The 16,137-nt window shown below is 72.3% G+C and carries 13 protein-coding genes; 1 reads left to right on the top strand and 12 read right to left on the bottom strand.

From position 1 onward, the window contains the following. Positions 1 to 171: 171 nt before the first annotated feature. Positions 172 to 987 carry a tyrosine-protein phosphatase gene (locus ACFZCD_RS19615; RefSeq protein WP_391832458.1) on the top strand — a complete coding sequence of 272 codons (816 nt, stop codon included), beginning with the start codon at positions 172 to 174 and terminating at the stop codon, positions 985 to 987. On the opposite strand, the gene ACFZCD_RS19610 is transcribed toward ACFZCD_RS19615, so the two are convergent. The 12 genes from ACFZCD_RS19610 to ACFZCD_RS19555 form a co-directional block, all read right to left on the bottom strand. After that, a complete protein-coding gene (locus ACFZCD_RS19610) occupies positions 988 to 2,397 on the bottom strand; it encodes an aspartate aminotransferase family protein (RefSeq protein ID WP_391832456.1) in 1,410 nt (469 codons plus the stop codon). Continuing rightward, complete coding sequence (dxs, locus tag ACFZCD_RS19605) at positions 2,394 to 4,319, bottom strand: 1-deoxy-D-xylulose-5-phosphate synthase (RefSeq protein ID WP_391832454.1); 1,926 nt, start codon at positions 4,317 to 4,319, stop codon at positions 2,394 to 2,396. The genes ACFZCD_RS19610 and dxs overlap by 4 nt, the downstream gene beginning before the upstream one ends. 77 nt (positions 4,320 to 4,396) lie before the next feature. Next, positions 4,397 to 5,563: a flavodoxin-dependent (E)-4-hydroxy-3-methylbut-2-enyl-diphosphate synthase gene (ispG, locus tag ACFZCD_RS19600; protein WP_391832452.1), complete on the bottom strand. Its 1,167-nt coding sequence runs from the start codon at positions 5,561 to 5,563 to the stop codon at positions 4,397 to 4,399. Positions 5,564 to 5,568: 5 nt separating this feature from the next. Continuing rightward, positions 5,569 to 6,591, bottom strand: a complete 1,023-nt coding sequence (gene hpnH / locus ACFZCD_RS19595) for an adenosyl-hopene transferase HpnH (RefSeq protein ID WP_391832450.1) — start codon at positions 6,589 to 6,591, stop codon at positions 5,569 to 5,571. 5 nt (positions 6,592 to 6,596) lie between these two features. After that, positions 6,597 to 7,247 carry a 1-hydroxy-2-methyl-2-butenyl 4-diphosphate reductase gene (locus ACFZCD_RS19590; RefSeq protein ID WP_391832448.1) on the bottom strand — a complete coding sequence of 217 codons (651 nt, stop codon included), beginning with the start codon at positions 7,245 to 7,247 and terminating at the stop codon, positions 6,597 to 6,599. Beyond that, positions 7,247 to 9,262: a squalene--hopene cyclase gene (shc, locus tag ACFZCD_RS19585; protein ID WP_391832446.1), complete on the bottom strand. Its 2,016-nt coding sequence runs from the start codon at positions 9,260 to 9,262 to the stop codon at positions 7,247 to 7,249. Before shc ends, ACFZCD_RS19590 begins: the two co-directional genes overlap by 1 nt. A gap of 116 nt (positions 9,263 to 9,378) precedes the next feature. Next, positions 9,379 to 10,398: a polyprenyl synthetase family protein gene (locus ACFZCD_RS19580; protein WP_391833104.1), complete on the bottom strand. Its 1,020-nt coding sequence runs from the start codon at positions 10,396 to 10,398 to the stop codon at positions 9,379 to 9,381. Between the two features lie 116 nt (positions 10,399 to 10,514). After that, on the bottom strand, positions 10,515 to 11,975 hold the full coding sequence (gene hpnE, locus ACFZCD_RS19575; RefSeq protein WP_391832444.1) for a hydroxysqualene dehydroxylase HpnE: 1,461 nt from the start codon (positions 11,973 to 11,975) through the stop codon (positions 10,515 to 10,517). 82 nt (positions 11,976 to 12,057) lie between these two features. Then, a complete protein-coding gene (gene hpnD / locus ACFZCD_RS19570) occupies positions 12,058 to 13,008 on the bottom strand; it encodes a presqualene diphosphate synthase HpnD (protein ID WP_391832442.1) in 951 nt (316 codons plus the stop codon). Then, positions 13,005 to 13,871, bottom strand: a complete 867-nt coding sequence (gene hpnC / locus ACFZCD_RS19565; protein ID WP_391833102.1) for a squalene synthase HpnC — start codon at positions 13,869 to 13,871, stop codon at positions 13,005 to 13,007. Before hpnC ends, hpnD begins: the two co-directional genes overlap by 4 nt. 474 nt (positions 13,872 to 14,345) lie before the next feature. Beyond that, positions 14,346 to 15,140, bottom strand: coding sequence for an ABC transporter ATP-binding protein (locus ACFZCD_RS19560; RefSeq protein WP_391832440.1), 795 nt, complete (start codon positions 15,138 to 15,140; stop codon positions 14,346 to 14,348). Continuing rightward, entirely contained in the window at positions 15,133 to 16,077 is a 945-nt protein-coding gene (locus ACFZCD_RS19555) for an ABC transporter permease (RefSeq protein ID WP_391832438.1), read from the bottom strand. The genes ACFZCD_RS19560 and ACFZCD_RS19555 overlap by 8 nt, the downstream gene beginning before the upstream one ends. Between the last annotated feature and the right edge of the window lie 60 nt (positions 16,078 to 16,137).

Genomic DNA, 16,137 nt, shown 5'->3' with positions numbered 1-16,137 from the left:
GAGCCGTGATGTATCCCACCCCGACGAAGTCCCCGCAAGCGGAATACGGCGGCGCGGCTACCGCACGGGGCGGATTGCCCGTACAACCGGTGTCGTAAAGTCGTTCAACCGCACGTCGTTCAGCCGCCTCGCCGGCGCCCCGTACCGGCGGCCGAGACCCAGGGAGTGCCCGTGACGCAGACGCCCCATGTGCCGTCCACCGAGCCCGAGCTGGCGGGAGTGCGCAACTTCCGTGATCTGGGCGGCCTGCCCGCGGCGGACGGGCGGCGGGTGCGGCACGGCGTCCTCTTCCGCAGCGGGCACCTGGCCCACGCCACCGAGGAGGACGCCCGCTTCCTCGGCTCGCTCGGCCTGCACACGGTCTTCGACTTCCGCAACGACGCCGACATCGCGCTCGACGGCCCGGACGTGGTGCTCACCGGCGTGCGCAACGTGAACCTGCCGCTCAACGACCCCGCCCACGGCGCGGAGTTCTGGGACATGGTGCGCGCCCGCAACCTCACGCAGCTGCGGACCGTGCTGGCCGACGGCAAGGCGGCGGACCGGATGGCCGAGACGTACCGGGAGGTCGTCAGGGGCCGGAAGGCCGAGCTCGGCCACGTCCTGCACGCCCTCGCCGAGGACAGCGTGCCGGCGCTCATGCACTGTGCGGCCGGGAAGGACCGCGCCGGGCTGTCCGTGGCGGTCACCCTGCTCGCCCTCGGCACCGAGCGCGACGTCATCGAGGCCGACTACCTGGAGTCGAACGCCCTGCACCGGCGTTACCGCATGCGGCGCGCGCCGGAGACGACCGGCCCCGAGGACCGGGAGATCGCGCAGCTGCTCTCGCCGATGTTCGAGGCGCGCGCGGAGTACCTCCGGGCGGCCTTCGACGAGATCGACGCCACGTGGGGCTCGGCCGACCGCTATCTGACCGACGGGCTGGGGTTCGCCCCGGCGGCCCGCGAGCGGTTGCGGGAGCGACTGCTCACGGACCGCCCCCTGTGATCAGCGGTTCGCCACCGCCTGCTTCACCAGCGTCCGCCCGAAGTCCCAGAGCAGCCCGCCCCCGCCGTGGGCGTCGTCCATGACGGCCGTGAAGGCGTCCACGAAGCGGTCCACCTCGCGCTCGCCGATGATCAGCGGCGGGATCAGCTTGATCACCTCCAGGTGGTCGCCGGAGACCTGGGTGAGGATGCGGTGCTTCTGCAGCAGCGGCACCACGACCATCTGCGCGAAGAGGCCCTTGCGCGCCGCCTGGAGCATCGCCCAGCGGCTGCGCAGGCCCAGCGAGGACGGCTTGCCGAACTCGATGCCGATCATCAGGCCCCGGCCGCGGACGTCGTGCAGCAGCTCGTACTTCCCCACGAGCGCCGCGAGCCGGGTGCGCAGCAGGTCGCCCGTGCGCCGGGCGTTCGCGACGACCTGCTCGTCCTCCAGCACCGAGAGCACCGCGAGGCCGGCCGCCATCGCCTGCGCGTTGGAGCCGAAGCTCGCCGAGTGCACGAGGACGCGGTCCATGGAGGAGTAGACCTTCTTGAAGATCCAGTCCTTGCCGAGGGTGGCGCCCACGGGCACGTAGCCGCCCGAGAGGGCCTTGGCCACGCACACCAGGTCCGGCTCGACGCCCCCCTCGTGCTGGTAGGCGAAGAAGTCGCCGGTGCGCCCGATGCCGGTCTGCACCTCGTCCGCGATGAGCAGCGCCTTGTGGCGGTGCAGCAGCTCCTGGGCGGCGCGCAGGTAGCCCGGGGGCGCCTCGTGGACGCCCTTGCCCTGGATGGGCTCGACGACGAACGCCGCGACGTCGCCGCGGGCCAGCTCCCGCTCCAGGGCCGCGAGGTCGCCGAGCGGGACGGCGGTGTCGGGCAGCAGCGGCGCGAAGCCGTCCCGGAAGCCGGACTCGCCGTTGACGGAGAGCGAGCCGGTGGTCAGCCCGTGGAAGGCGTGGGAGCAGTAGAGGACCCTCGGTCTGCCCGTCGCGTAGCGGGCGAACTTCAGCGCGGTCTCCACCGCCTCCGTGCCGCTGTTGCCGAAGAACACCCGGTCCAGGTGCGGCGCGTACGACAGCAGCTTCTCGGCGAGGAGACCGGGCAGGGGCTGGCAGTCGAAGCGGGTGAGGTCGGCGAGCGAGGCGTCGAGGACGTCGTGCAGCGCCTTGCGGACGACGGGGTGGTGCCGGCCGACGCCCATCACCCCGAAGCCCGCGAGCATGTCGAGGTAGTCCTGCCCGTCGGCGTCCCAGAAGTAGGCGCCCTCGGCCCGCTCGTAGACCTTGTCGAAGCCGATGGTGTGCAGCATGCGCGGCAGCTGGTGGTTGAGGTGGCGGGCGTGCAGGTCGTACCGCTCGGCGCCGCGCTCCGCGAGGAGCCGGGTCAGGTCGAAGGCCTTGGCGGCCGTGCCGGTCGTGTCGGCTGTCATGCGTCGTTCTCCTTGCCGGCCGCGGGGGCGCCCGCGGCTTCCTTGCGGGCCAGAGCGGCACTGATCCGGCCGGCGATCTCGACGGGGGTGAGCCCGAGGTCCGCCAGCACCTCGCTGCGCTTGGCGTGCGGCAGGAACTGCTCGGGGATGCCGAAGGTGCGCAGCGGCACGTCCGTGCCGGCGTCGCGCAGCGCTTGCCCGACGGCCCAGCCGACGCCGCCGGTGCGGCTGTTGTCCTCGACGACCGCGACGAGGCGGTGGCGCGCGGCGAGCGGCGGCAGCGCCGGGTCGACGGGCTTGACCCAGCGCGGGTCGACGACGGTGCAGGGGGTGCCGCGGGCGGCAAGGAGCGCGGCGGTCTCCAGGCACACCCCGGCCATGGCGCCGACGGCGACGAGCAGGACCTGCGCCTCGCCGTCCGCCGGCTCCGGGCGGCCGATCACGTCCATGCCGCCGATGCGGTCCAGGGCCGGGAGGGGCTCGCCGGCGTTCTCCTTCGGGAAGCGGATCACCGTCGGGGCGTCCTTGACGTCGACGGCCTCACGGAGCTGGGCGCGCAGCTGGTCGGCGTCGCGCGGTGCGGCGATCCGCAGGCCGGGCACGACCTGCAGGATCGACATGTCCCACATGCCGTTGTGGCTGGGTCCGTCGGTGCCGGTGACGCCGGCCCGGTCGAGGACGAAGGTCACGCCGCACTTGTGCAGGGCGACGTCCATCAGCACCTGGTCGAAGGCGCGGTTGAGGAACGTGGCGTAGACGGCGAAGACCGGGTGCAGGCCGCCGGTGGCGAGCCCGGCCGCGGACGTGGCCGCGTGCTGCTCGGCGATGCCGACGTCCCAGACGCGACCGGGGAAGGCCTCGGCGAACTTCGTCAGGCCCACCGGGTGCAGCATGGCGGCCGTGATGGCGACCACGTCGGGCCGCTCGGCGCCGATGCGCAGCATCTCGTCGCCGAAGACCGACGTCCAGGACCGGCCGGCCGAGGGGGCCAGCGGCCGGGACGTGAGCGGGTCGATCACGCCGACGGTGTGGAAGCGGTCCGCCTCGTCCTCCAGGGCGGGCTGGTAGCCGCGGCCCTTCTCCGTACGGCAGTGCACGAGGACGGGGCCGTGGAAGCGTTTGGCCCGGCGCAGCGCGGACTCGACGGCGGCGACGTCGTGGCCGTCTATCGGGCCGAGGTACTTCAGGCCCAGGTCCTCGAACATGCCCTGCGGGGCGAAGGCGTCCTTGAACCCCTTCTTGGCGCCGTGCAGGGACTCGTACAGCGGCTTGCCGATCAGGGGCAGGCCCTGGACGGCGTCCTTGCCCCAGGACAGGGCGCGTTCGTAGCCGTCGGTCGTGCGGAGCGTGGCGAGGTGGTCGGCGAGGCCGCCGATGGTGGGGGCGTAGCTGCGCTCGTTGTCGTTGACGACGATGATCAGCTGCCGGTCCTTGGCGGCGGCTATGTTGTTGAGCGCCTCCCAGGCCATGCCGCCGGTGAGGGCTCCGTCGCCGATGACGGCGACGACGTGCCGGTTCCAGCGGCCGAGGACCTGGTTGGCCTTGGCGAGGCCGTCGGCCCAGCCGAGGACGGTGGAGGCGTGGCTGTTCTCGATGACGTCGTGCTCGGACTCCTCGCGCGAGGGGTAGCCGGACAGGCCGCCCTTGCCGCGCAGCTTGGAGAAGTCCTGGCGGCCGGTGAGCAGCTTGTGGACGTACGACTGGTGGCCGGTGTCCCACAGGATGCGGTCGGCCGGCGAGTCGAAGGAGCGGTGCAGGGCGATGGTGAGCTCCACCACGCCGAGGTTCGGGCCGAGGTGGCCGCCGGTGCGGGCGACGGCGTGGATGAGGAAGTGGCGGATCTCCTCCGCCAGTTCGGTCAGTTCCTCGGCGTCCAGGGTCTTCAGGTCGCGCGGACTGCGGACGTTCTCCAGCAACGACACGCGGGCCCCCTCCTCGTCTTGCGGCCTGGGCCGGGCGGCCGCACGGTCGCTGTTCCTACGGTGGCGAGTCGCCGTTTTCAGGCCACGGTGACGTGCGGTGCCCCGCCGGGGGCGCCGTCCGCCGTCATGGCATCGGCGATCTTCATTGCTTCCTCGATGAGGGTCTCCACGATCTTCGACTCCGGCACGGTCTTGATGACCTCGCCCTTGACGAAGATCTGCCCCTTGCCATTACCCGACGCCACGCCCAGGTCGGCCTCTCGCGCCTCGCCCGGGCCGTTCACCACACAGCCCATCACCGCGACCCGCAGCGGCACCTCCATGCCCTCCAGACCCGCACTGACCTGGTCGGCGAGCTTGTACACATCCACCTGCGCACGCCCGCACGACGGACACGAAACGATCTCCAGCCGACGCTGGCGCAGCCCCAGGGACTCCAGGATCTGCATGCCGACCTTGATCTCCTCCGCCGGCGGCGCCGACAGCGAAACCCGGATCGTGTCGCCGATCCCCTCCGACAGCAGGGCACCGAAGGCCACGGCCGACTTGATCGTGCCCTGGAAGGCGGGGCCGGCCTCGGTCACGCCCAGGTGCAGCGGGTAGTCGCACTGCGCCGCCAGCAGACGGTAGGCGTTGACCATCACGACGGGGTCGTTGTGCTTGACCGAGATCTTGATGTCGCGGAAGCCGTGCTCCTCGAACAGCGACGCCTCCCACAGCGCCGACTCCACCAGCGCCTCAGGCGTCGCCTTGCCGTACTTCTGCAGCAGGCGCCGGTCCAGCGACCCCGCGTTCACACCGATCCGGATCGGGGTGCCCGCATCGGAGGCCGCCTTCGCGATCTCCTTGACCTTGTCGTCGAACTGCTTGATGTTCCCCGGGTTCACCCGCACCGCAGCACACCCCGCGTCGATCGCGGCGAACACGTACTTCGGCTGGAAGTGAATGTCCGCGATCACCGGGATCTGCGACTTCTTCGCGATCACCGGCAGCGCATCCGCATCGTCCTGCGTCGGACACGCCACCCGCACGATCTGGCAACCCGAAGCCGTCAGCTCCGCGATCTGCTGCAGCGTGGCACCAATGTCCGACGTCCTCGTCGTCGTCATCGACTGCACCGACACGGGTGCGTCACCGCCCACGGCGACCGGCCCGACCTGGATGCGCCGCGAGGGGCGGCGCACCGCGAGCGGCCGGGCCGGCACGCCGGGGAGCCCGAGGGCCACCGGCCCCGCGGAGGCCATGGCCGTCAGCTCCGGTTCCCGGCGACGCTCTCGCGGGCCGCGCGGATCGACTCCTTCAGCGACCCCATGGTGGCGAGCACGGCGGTCGGCTCGTACCCGCAGTGGGCCATGCAGTTGTCGCAGCGCGGGTCCTTGCCGCGCCCGTACTTGTCCCAGTCGGTCTCCTCGATGAGCTCGCGGTACGTGGGGACGTAGCCGTCGCTCATCAGATAGCAGGGGCGCTGCCACCCGAAGAGGGAGTAGTTGGGGATCGCCCACGCGGTGCAGGGGAAGTCGACCTTGCCCTCCAGGAAATCCAGGAAGAGCGGGCTGTGGTTGAGCCGCCAGCGGGCCCGGTTGCCCCCGGAGAACGCCTTCTTGAAGAGCTCCCGGGTCTGCTCGACCCCCAGGAAGTGGTCCTGGTCGGGCGCCTTCTCGTAGGCGTAGGCGGGCGAGATCATCATCTCGTCGACCTTCAGGTCGTCGTTGAGGAAGTTGAGCACCTCGACGATGGTCTGCGGGGTGTCGGTGTTGAAGAAGGTCGAGTTGGTGGTGACCCGGAAGCCGCGCCGCTTGGCCTCCTTGATGGCCTCCACCGCCTCGTCGAAGACGCCCTCCTTCGCAACGGACTCGTCGTGCCGCTCGCGCAGCCCGTCGATGTGCACCGCGAACGCGAAATAGGGGGACGGCGTGAACTTGTCCATCTTCTTGCGCAGGAGCATGGCGTTGGTGCAGAGGAAGACATACTTCCGCTTGGCCACCAGCTGCCGGACGATCTCATCGATCTGCGGGTGCATCAGCGGCTCGCCGCCCGCGATGGAGACCATCGGCGCCCCGGACTCCAGCACGGCGCCCACCGCCTGGGCCACCGGCATGCGCTGCTTGAGCACCCCCGCCGGGTGCTGGATCTTCCCGCAGCCCTCGCACTTGAGGTTGCAGGCGAAAAGCGGCTCCAGCTCGACGATCAGCGGGAACTTCTCGCGCTTCCGGAGCTTCTGTTCAAAGAGATAGGTTCCCACCCGGATGGACTGGCGGAGTGGCATGGCCATCTGGCTCACCTCCTGGGGAGCAGTAAAGAACGGTGCCATTCGATAAAAGCCGGGAGGACGGTGCGCAGAACCCGGAAAGCCGATATTCCACCGCGCAACGTCCCGATTCGGACGAGTTCATGTTCTGGAGCGTCCACGACCACCCGGACGGCTGCAACCGGGCGCGCGCCCGCACGGACGGCGCTCCGGAGCGTGGCGGCCGACTCCATGTCCACCGCGAGCGCGCCCGCGGCGTGCAGGGCGGCCCGCTCCGCGCCGCGCACGACGTGGTCGGAGCCGACGAGCGGGCCGGTGTGGATGACGCGCCGGGGCACGGCACGGGCGAGCTCCTTGGCGAGCAGCTCGACGCCCGAGCACTCGGTGCGGCCCGAGCGGTCCCGGGTCTCGTCGGCGACGACCAGGTCGCCGGGGTGCATCCCGGGGGCCAGGCCGGCGCAGAAGCCGGTGGCGACGACCGCCGCCTCGCGCATCGCGGGGTCCTCGCGCAGGGCGCGGGCGACGGCCTGCTCCGCGGCGAGCGGTCCCATGCCGGTCCGCAGGACGGTCACGGGCCCGGCCGCCTCACCGGTGCCGCCCCCGCGCAGGGCCAGGCGCTCGATGCCGAGCGCGCAGGCGACCAGCAGCGGTGCGGGGCCGGAGCCCGTGCCGTGCGCCATCACGCCTCCAGGCGGTCGGGGGTGAAGAGCTCCCCGTGCACGTAGCGGCCCAGGGCCGTGAGGGGGAAGACCTGCCGGTAGAGGTGGTAGTTGATGGAGAAGTCCCAGGGGAACCCCGTACCGGTGAACTGCGGTTCGTCCCAGGAGCCGTCCTCGCGCTGGGTGTCCACCAGATAGGCCACGCCCCGCTCCACCGCCTTGCCCTCCCGCTCGCCGGCGGCGAGCAGGGCCATCAGCGCCCACGCCGTCTGGGAGGCGGTGGAGGTGCCGCGCCCGATCCACTCGGGGTGGCGGTAGGAGCGCAGGTCCTCGCCCCAGCCGCCGTCGTCGTTCTGCACGCCCTCCAGCCAGCGCACGGCCCGGCGGATCGCCGGGTGCGAGGCGGGGATGCCTGCCGCGACGAGCGCGGGGACCACCGAGCCCGTGCCGTAGACGTAGTTGACGCCCCAGCGGCCGAACCAGGCGCCGCTCTCCTCCTGCTCCCCCAGCAGCCACTCGACGCCGCGCCGGGTGCGCGGGTCGTGCCGCTCGCCGAGGAAGGCGAGCATCTCCACGACGTGCGCGGTGACGTCGGCGGACGGCGGGTCGACGACCTCGCCGAAGTCGCAGAAGGGCAGCCGGTTGGGCAGCGTGCTGGTGTTGTCCGCGTCGAAGGCGCCCCAGGCGCCGTTCTTCGACTGCATGCCCAGGTTCCAGCGGGCGGCCCGGCGGACGGCCGTCTCGACGCGCGCCGGGTCGGGGTGCCGGACCCGCTTGAGGGCCAGCACGACCTCGGCCGTGTCGTCGATGTCGGGGTAGGTGTCGTTGTGGAACTCGAAGGCCCAGCCGCCCGGGGTCAGCCCGGGCCGGCGCACCGCCCAGTCGCCGGTGCGGTCGATCTGCTCGCCCAGCATCCAGTCGGCGGCCTTGACGAGCGCCGGGTGGTCGGGCGCCACGCCGGCGTCCGCGAGGGCGATGGTCGCCAGGCAGGTGTCCCACACCGGGGACTGGCACGCCTCGATCATGCGGCTGCCGTCCTCGCGCCACACGGCGAAACGGTCCAGCGACTTCAGGCCCTCGCGCAGTACGGGGTGGTCCAGGTCGTAGCCGAGGAGGTGGAGGGCGATGATCGAGTAGACGGCGGGGGGCTGGATGCCGCCCCAGCAGCCGTCGTTCTCCTGCCGCTCGATGATCCAGCGGGCTGCCGTGTCGAGCGCGAGGCGCCGCAGGCGGCGCAGTGGGAACCGGCGGTAGTGGTGCAGGGCCTTGTCGAGGCGCTGGAAGACGCCGTCCCAGCTGGCGGCGGGGGCGAGCGGGCGCGGCGGGTTCGGCCGGGCCGGGTCGGTGTGCAGCTCGTCGAGCGGGAAGGGCGCGGGGCGCACGGGGCGCTTGGCGGAGACCACGGTGAGCGGCACGATGGTCTGCCGGGCCCACTGGCCGAAGTCGTAGAGGTTGAGCGGGAACCACTTCGGCAGGAACATGATCTCGGGGGGGAGCTCGGGGAGGTCCTCCCACTTCCACCAGCCGAAGAGGGCGAGCCAGATGCGGGTGAAGACCCGGGCGGCGGCGATGCCGCCCTGCTCGCGGATCCACGCCGAGGCGGCGGCCATGTGCGGGGCACCGGGGTCGTCACCGGCGAGCCGCAGGGCGACGTAGGCCTCGATGGTCGTGGAGAGCTCGCCGGGCCCGCCCAGGAAGGTGGCCCAGGTGCCGTCCGGGCGCTGCTCGGAGCGGATGTACCGGGCGGCGGCGAGGGTGGTCTTCTCGTCCCGCACGCCCAGGAACTGACGGAGGAGCAGGTCCTCGGCGTCCATGGTGACGTTGGTCTCCAGGTCGCCCTTCCACCACCCCTGCTCGTCCTGGCGGGAGAGGAGGTGGCCGGCCGCGCGGGCCGTGGCCCGCTCGGCGGCGGCGAGGCCGCCGGGCGCCTCGCCCTCCCCGAGCGGGGGCTGTGCTGTGGTGCTCGTGGTGCTGTCGGTGGCCGCGGCAGCGCGGGGCGGGAGGGCCCCGGTGCTTCCGTCGGTCGTCGCTGTCATGGTTTCCCCTTTTTTGCAGTGAGCTTCCTTCTCTGCCTTCCTGGGGGCTCCGTCGGCCGGCGCCGCAACCTGGCGCCGGCCGGCGACCGCGATCTGCTAGATCGGGTGAATGGGAATCATCTCTTTCGTACGACGACGAAGTCGGCGAGCGCCACCAGTTGCGCTCGGACTTCTGCGGGCATGTCAACTCGGTCCAGGGCCTCGATCGCGGTCGCGTGCTGACGGCGGGCCTCCTGGGAGGTCCACTCCCGGCCGCCCGCCTCTTCGATCAACGCCGCGCGGCTGGCGAATTCTTCCTCGTCGAAGTCGGCGAGCTGGGAGTCGCTGAGCTTCGCGTCGGCCGCGAGGATCCCGGCGAGCCGCTCGGAGGCCTCCCCGCCGGCGGCGAGGGCGGCCACCACGGGCAGCGACTTCTTGCGCTGGCGCAGGTCGCTCCAGGTCTGCTTGCCGGTGGCCTCCGGGTCGCCCCAGATGCCGAGCAGGTCGTCCACCGCCTGGAAGGCGAGGCCGAGGTGGTAGCCGTAGGCCTCCAGGGTGTCGGCCGTGCGGTCGTCGGCGCCGCCGAGGACGGCGCCGATGGAGACGGCGCAGGCGAGCAGGGCGCCGGTCTTGTTGCCCTCCATCTCCAGGCACTCCTCGACGGTGACCCGCTCGCGGTGCTCGTACGAGATGTCCTGGGCCTGACCGTCGATCAGCTTGCGGGTGGCCGTGGTCAGCCGGCGGGTGGCGCGGCCGGCCTCGACGGTGCCGAGCTCCAGCAGGATCTCGTTGGCGAGCGCGAAGAGGGCGTCGCCGACGAGGATGGCCTGCTCGGGCCCGAACACCTTCCAGACGGTGTCCCGGTGGCGGCGCTGTTCGTCGCCGTCCATCAGGTCGTCGTGGAGGAGCGAGAAGTTGTGCACGAGCTCGACGGCCACGGCGCCGGGGATGCCCACCTCGGGGGCGCGCCCGGCGGCCTCGGCCGAGAGCAGGGCGAGCGCGGGCCGGACGGCCTTGCCGCTGTCGCCGTGCGCCGGCCGGCCCTCGGCGTCGATCCAGCCGAAGTGGTAGGCGGCGACGGTGTCCATGGGCGGCGCGAGCCGGTCCACGGCAGCACGCAGCACCGGCGTGGCGAGCGTCCGTCCCCGCTCCAGCATGGCGTTGACGCCTGCGGTGTCGACAGCTGGGATCGCCGAAGTCACGGTCTCTCCTCTGGTGGTCGTGCTCGTGCGCGGCCCGGTCCGGGCTCGCGACGTTTCATGGCTCGCCTCGGTCATACCGCCTCCCGCAAGGGGCTCGCGTGCGGTCGGCCGAGCCGGGAGAGTGCCGCGCCGGCGGCGTGGACACCGCTGCGCACCGCGCCCTCCATGGTCGCGGGCCAGCCGGTGGCGGTCCACGCGCCGGCCAGGTACAGGCCGGGCGTGTTCGTGCGGGCGGTCGGCCGCAGCCGGCCGACGCCCGGGGTGGGGGCGAACGTCGCTGTCCGCTCCCGGGTCACGAAGAAGTCCCGTACGCCGGCGCCGCGGGCGGCGGGCAGCAGCCGTTCCAGCTCGGGGAGGTAGCGGGCGCGCAGCTCGGCGACCGGCCGCTCGATGTCCTCCTGGGCGGCCGACTGGGAGACGGCCAGGTACTGGCCCCCGTCCCCCCGCGCGGCGAGGCCCGAGGACTCGGTGCGGTCGAAGACCCACTGCACGGGCGAGCCGAGCGCGGCGAAGAACGGCTGCCGCAGGACCTTGCGGTCGTAGACGACGTGCAGGTTGAGGATCGGGGCGGTGCCGATCTCCAGCAGGCGGCCGGGCTCGTCGAGGGCGCCTTCGGGGAGCAGGGCGTGGGTCTCGCGCTGCGGCACGGCGAGCACGACGGTGTCCGCCGTGAGCTGCTCGGCGGTGCCGGGGCCGGTCTCGGCGTCGAGCTGCCAGGTGCCGTCCGGGGCGCGGCGGAGGCCGGTGGCGCGGGTGCGCAGCAGGGTGCGGACGCCGGCCGCGTCGAGGGCGGCGCGGGCGCGGGTGTCGTGCAGCTCGCCGAGGGGGACGTGCGCCCAGCCGATGTCGGCGGCGCCGGGGTCGGTGAGCAGGGCGGTCTTGAAGACCATGGTGGCGAGGCCGAGGGAGGACTCGCCGGCGGGGGCGTTGAGCGTGGCCACGCCGATCAGGTCCCACAGGGCCTCGACCGTGCGGTCGGACTGGCCCTTGCGGCGCAGCCAGCCGGCGAAGTCGGTGCCGTCGAGCGCGGGGTCCTGCGGGTCGAGGCCGCGCAGGGCCAGTGCGGCGCGGCCCACCGAGGCGCGCTCGGCGAGCGAGAGGTGCGGGTAGGTGGCGAGGCTGGCCGCTAGGTGCAGGGGTACGGGGAACAAAGAGGAGGCAGCGCGGCGCAGCCGGCCCAGCCGGGGCTTGCCGGAGGGGTGGCCGACGTCGAGCACGGGCACGTCGAGCCGGTCCTGGAGGGGCGCGAGGTGCAGGGCGCCGATCCGGTCCAGGAAGGAGCTGTAGGCGGTGCAGCAGCGCAGGTAGACGTGCTGGCCGTTGTCGATGGTGAGGTCGCCGCGGCGGAAGGAGAAGGCGAGGCCGCCGAGGCGGGGCCGGCCTTCCAGGAGGGTGACGCGCACTCCGGCGTCGGCGAGCTCCAGGGCGGCCGTGATGCCCGCGAGACCGCCGCCGACGACCACCGCGCGGGAGGGCGCGGCGCCGTCCCCGTCGGCGGGGCCGCGGCCGGGCCCGGTTGTCGTGGCTGTCATGTGCGCACCCCTTCGGCTGCTGTCATGGACGTTTTCGCAGGGCGGAGGGTTGCGCGCCGTTTGGCGGCCCGGGACAGGGGCATCAAGCGCGCCCCCCGGCGGTCCGCCGGTGGACGCTGCGGGCGTCCAGGCCGGACAGGCCGCGCACGGCGACGTAGACCTTCTCCCGGCCGGGCAGCGAGACCCGGCCGCGCAGGACCGCCTCGGGGTCCTCGGCGATCCGGTCGAGCAGCCTGCGGTAGATGCCGGCCATGGCTGCGACGCAGGCGCCGCTGCGGCGGTCGAGCATGGGCAGCAGCCGGGTGCCCTCGGCGAACAGGGCGCGGGCGCGCCGGACCTCGAAGTGGACGAGGCCGGTGAAGTCGGCGCCGGCCGGGGGCCGGGCGGAGTGGAAGCCGGCGGAGCAGCCGAACTTCGCGAGGTCGTCGGAGGGCAGGTAGGTGCGGCCGTTGGCCGCGTCCTCGCGGACGTCGCGCAGGATGTTGGTCAGCTGCAGGGCCAGGCCGAGGGTATCGGCGTACTCCGCGGCGCGCGCGGCGTCCCGGGCGCCGGGCACGGTGCCGAACACGCCGAGGGAGAGGCGGCCGATGGCGCCCGCGACGCACCGGCAGTACACCGCGAGGTCGTCCCACGTCTCGTACGACTCGCCGCGCACGTCCATCTGAACGCCGTCGATCAGTTCGTCCAGCCCGCCGAGCGGGATGGGGAAGCGGCGCGCGGCGTGGCTGAGCGCGACGGCCACCGGGTCGGTGTCGTCCTCGGCGATCCGGCCCTCCCGGATCCGGGTGAGCAGCTCGCGCGTCTCCTCCAGCCGGCGGTGCTTCGCGGCGGCGTCCAGCGGCCCGTCGCCGATGTCGTCGACACGCCGGGAGAAGGCGTACAGCGCGGACATGGCGCGCCGCTTGGCGGTCGGCAGGAGCCGGATGCCGTAGCTGAAGTTACCGGCCTGCTGTCCGGTGACCGCTTCGCAGTAGCTGTACGCGGCGAGCACCGGTGCGGACGCGTCCGGCGATCCGTTCACGGTCCTGCTCACCCCTCTCTTCGCAGTGTCGCTCCCACCTCGCGCAGCAGGCTGAGCTTGGTGGGCTTGGGCGGTCCGGGCAGTACGTCGTGTCCCGCGGCGGCGACCGCGCGGAGCGCGGCCCTCCCCCCGCCCACGAACCCCGCGAGCAACAGCTTCAACCTGCCGTGGACGCTACCCACCAGGGGGGTGCCTTCATTCAGCAGTTCCCCGGCGCGTTCCCCTTCGTACGCGACCAGGGCACGCAACGATGCGCTGCTGGTCGGGCGCGTGAGGTCGGCCTCCGTGACGTGGAAGCGCTTCATGTCCTCGGCCGGGAGGTAGACGCGGTCGCGCCCGAGGTCCTCGGCGAGGTCCTGCAGGTGTTCCACGATCTGCAGCCCGGTGCAGACCGCGTCCGAGCGGCGGACCCGCTCGGGGGTGGTGGTGCCGGTGATGCCCAGGACGAGGCGGCCGACGGGGTTGGCGGAGAGCTCGCAGTAGGCGAGCAGCTCATCGTACGTGGCGTAGCGGTGGACGCGCTGGTCCTGGCGGTTGGCCTCGACGAGCCCGAGGAAGGGCTCCGGGGTCAGCCCGCAGCGGCGGACGGTGGGGCGCAGGCGGCGCAGCAGGGGGTGGCGGGGGCCGGGGCCGGAGCCGTTGAAGACGCGGAGCAGGTCGGCCTCGAAGGCGTCGAGCATCGCGAGGCGGTCGTCGCCCTGCGCCGGGTCGAGCCCCAGCAGCTCGGCGTCCCGGCCGCCGGGGGCCAGGTCGCCGTCGCCGATGTCGTCGACGAGGCGGGCGAAGCCGTAGACGGCCATCAGGTCGTCCCGCCAGGCGCGCGGCACGAAGAAGGGTGCCACGGGGAAGTTCTCGTGCGCGGCCTTGTCGAGCACGGCGCGCTCGTGCGCGTCCGTCCCCGCCGTCACAGCGGGCTGCCCGGACCGGGGACGGCGTGCACGCCTCGGATCCGGAGCGGCCCCGCAGCCAATACAGCCATTGCCGTCACATCTCCCGTTCTACACTGCCGACCCAGAACATCCTATTTCGGACACGCCGCAGGGTAGCCACCCCCTTCGGCGCCCCCCTGCCCCCCCCTTCGGCACCAGCCGCCGCATCGCATCCGACGCCGTCTCCGGAGTCGCGGATACACCGGTATCGCACGCTTCGCCGCAAATCAGCACGGTACAGCGTACGCCGCACACCCGTCCGATGCGCGACCGGGTAGGTGCTTGATCCATACAATGCCACGCACACCGCGAATCAACCCTGCCAATAAGCCAGTTGATCGTTACGGAACGGTCAAGGCCCCCGCCGGAGGACACCGGCAGGGGCCCGTGACGAACCGGTCGGCGCCGGCCCGCGCGGCGCTAGCGGGCCGTCTCCTTCTCGTACGCCCGGACCACTTCCTCGGTCGGGCCGTCCATCAGCAGCCGGCCGTGCTCGAGCCACAGCACGCGGTCGCAGGTGTCGCGGATCGACCTGTTGTTGTGGCTGACGAGGAAGACCGTGCCGGCGTGCTTGCGCAGCTCGCGGATGCGGGCCTCCGAGCGCTTCTGGAACGAGCGGTCGCCGGTGGCCAGCGCCTCGTCGATCATCAGCACGTCGTGGTCCTTGGCCGCGGCGATGGAGAACCGCAGCCGGGCCGCCATGCCGGACGAGTAGGTCCGCATGGGCAGCGTGATGAAGTCGCCCTTCTCGTTGATCCCGGAGAAGTCGACGATGTCCTGGTAGCGCTCGCGGATCTGCTCGCGCGACATCCCCATGGCCAGACCGCCGAGCATGACGTTCTTCTCGCCGGTGAGGTCGTTCATCATGGCCGCGTTCACGCCCAGCAGCGAGGGCTGGCCGTCGGTATAGACCTTGCCGCGCTCGGTGGGCAGCAGCCCGGCGATCGCCTTGAGCAGGGTCGACTTGCCGGAGCCGTTGGAGCCGATCAGGCCGATCGCCTCGCCGCGGTAGGCGGTGAAGCTCACACCCTTGACGGCGTGCACCTCGCGCACGCCCGCGCTCGGCTTGCGCCGCACGAGACGGTTGAGCGCGGCGGTCGCGCTGCCGCGGCCGGTGTTGCCGCCGTAGACGCGGTAGACGATGTGGACGTCGTCCGCGATCACGGTGGGGACGCGGGCGGCGTCCGCTGCGGGGTTCGGGTTCTGTTCAGCCACGGCCGTACTGCTCCTCAGCCTTCCAGAAGTACACGAAACCGCCGAGGCCGATCAGCAGCGCCCAGCCCACGGCCAGCGCCCACACGTGCGGCGGCAGGTCGATGTGCTTGTGCGCGGCGTGACCGCTGATCAGGGAGGATCGCATCAGATTGATGAAGACGGCCGCCGGGTTCGCGCTCAGCACGTCGATGAGCCACTTCGGAGCGTGCTGCTTCTCCAGCGCCTCGACCAGGTTGTACATCACACCGGACGCGTACATCCAGGTGCGCAGGACGAACGGCAGCAGCTGCGCCAGGTCCGGGGTCTTGCTGCCCGCGCGGGCGAGGATCATCGCCAGGCCGGTGTTGAAGAGGAACTGCAGCGCGAGCGTCGGGACGATCAGCAGCCAGGACAGCTGCGGGGTGTGCCCGAACCCGAGCAGGAAGAGGAAGAGCACCAGCATCGAGAACAGCAGTTGCTGGAGCTGCTGGAGCGCGAAGGAGATCGGCAGCGCCGCCCGGGGGAAGTGCAGGGCCCGCACCAGCCCCAGGTTGCCGGAGATCGACCGGACGCCCGACATGGCCGAGCTCTGGGTGAAGGTGAAGACGAAGATGCCCGTCACCAGGAACGGGATGTACGTCGCGATCCCCATGCCCTTGCTCTGACCCATCAGCACGCCGAAGATCAGGAAGTACACCGTGGCATTCAGCAGCGGCGTCGCCACCTGCCACACCTGGCCCAGCTTGGCCTGGCTGTACTGAGCGGTCAGCTTGGCGCGGGAGAAGGCGATGATGAAATGCCGCCGCGCCCACAGCTGCCGGGCGTACTCCTGCAGGCCCGGACGGGCCCCGCTCACGGCGAGGCCGTACTTCCGGGCCAGCTCGGCGGCGGGCAGTCCGCCGTCGGGCGACGGCGGGGCACTCATGGCGACCGCACTGCCGTGCGTTGTCTCGCTCACAGTTGACACTTTCGTCCTCAAGGTGCGCTGCCGGGGGCTCGCCCCGGCCCGCGCCCGGTG

Source organism: Streptomyces sp. NPDC008001 (assembly GCF_042958085.1).
Classification (GTDB): Bacteria; Actinomycetota; Actinomycetes; order Streptomycetales; family Streptomycetaceae; genus Streptomyces.
This window is presented reverse-complemented; position numbering and strand designations above follow the sequence as displayed.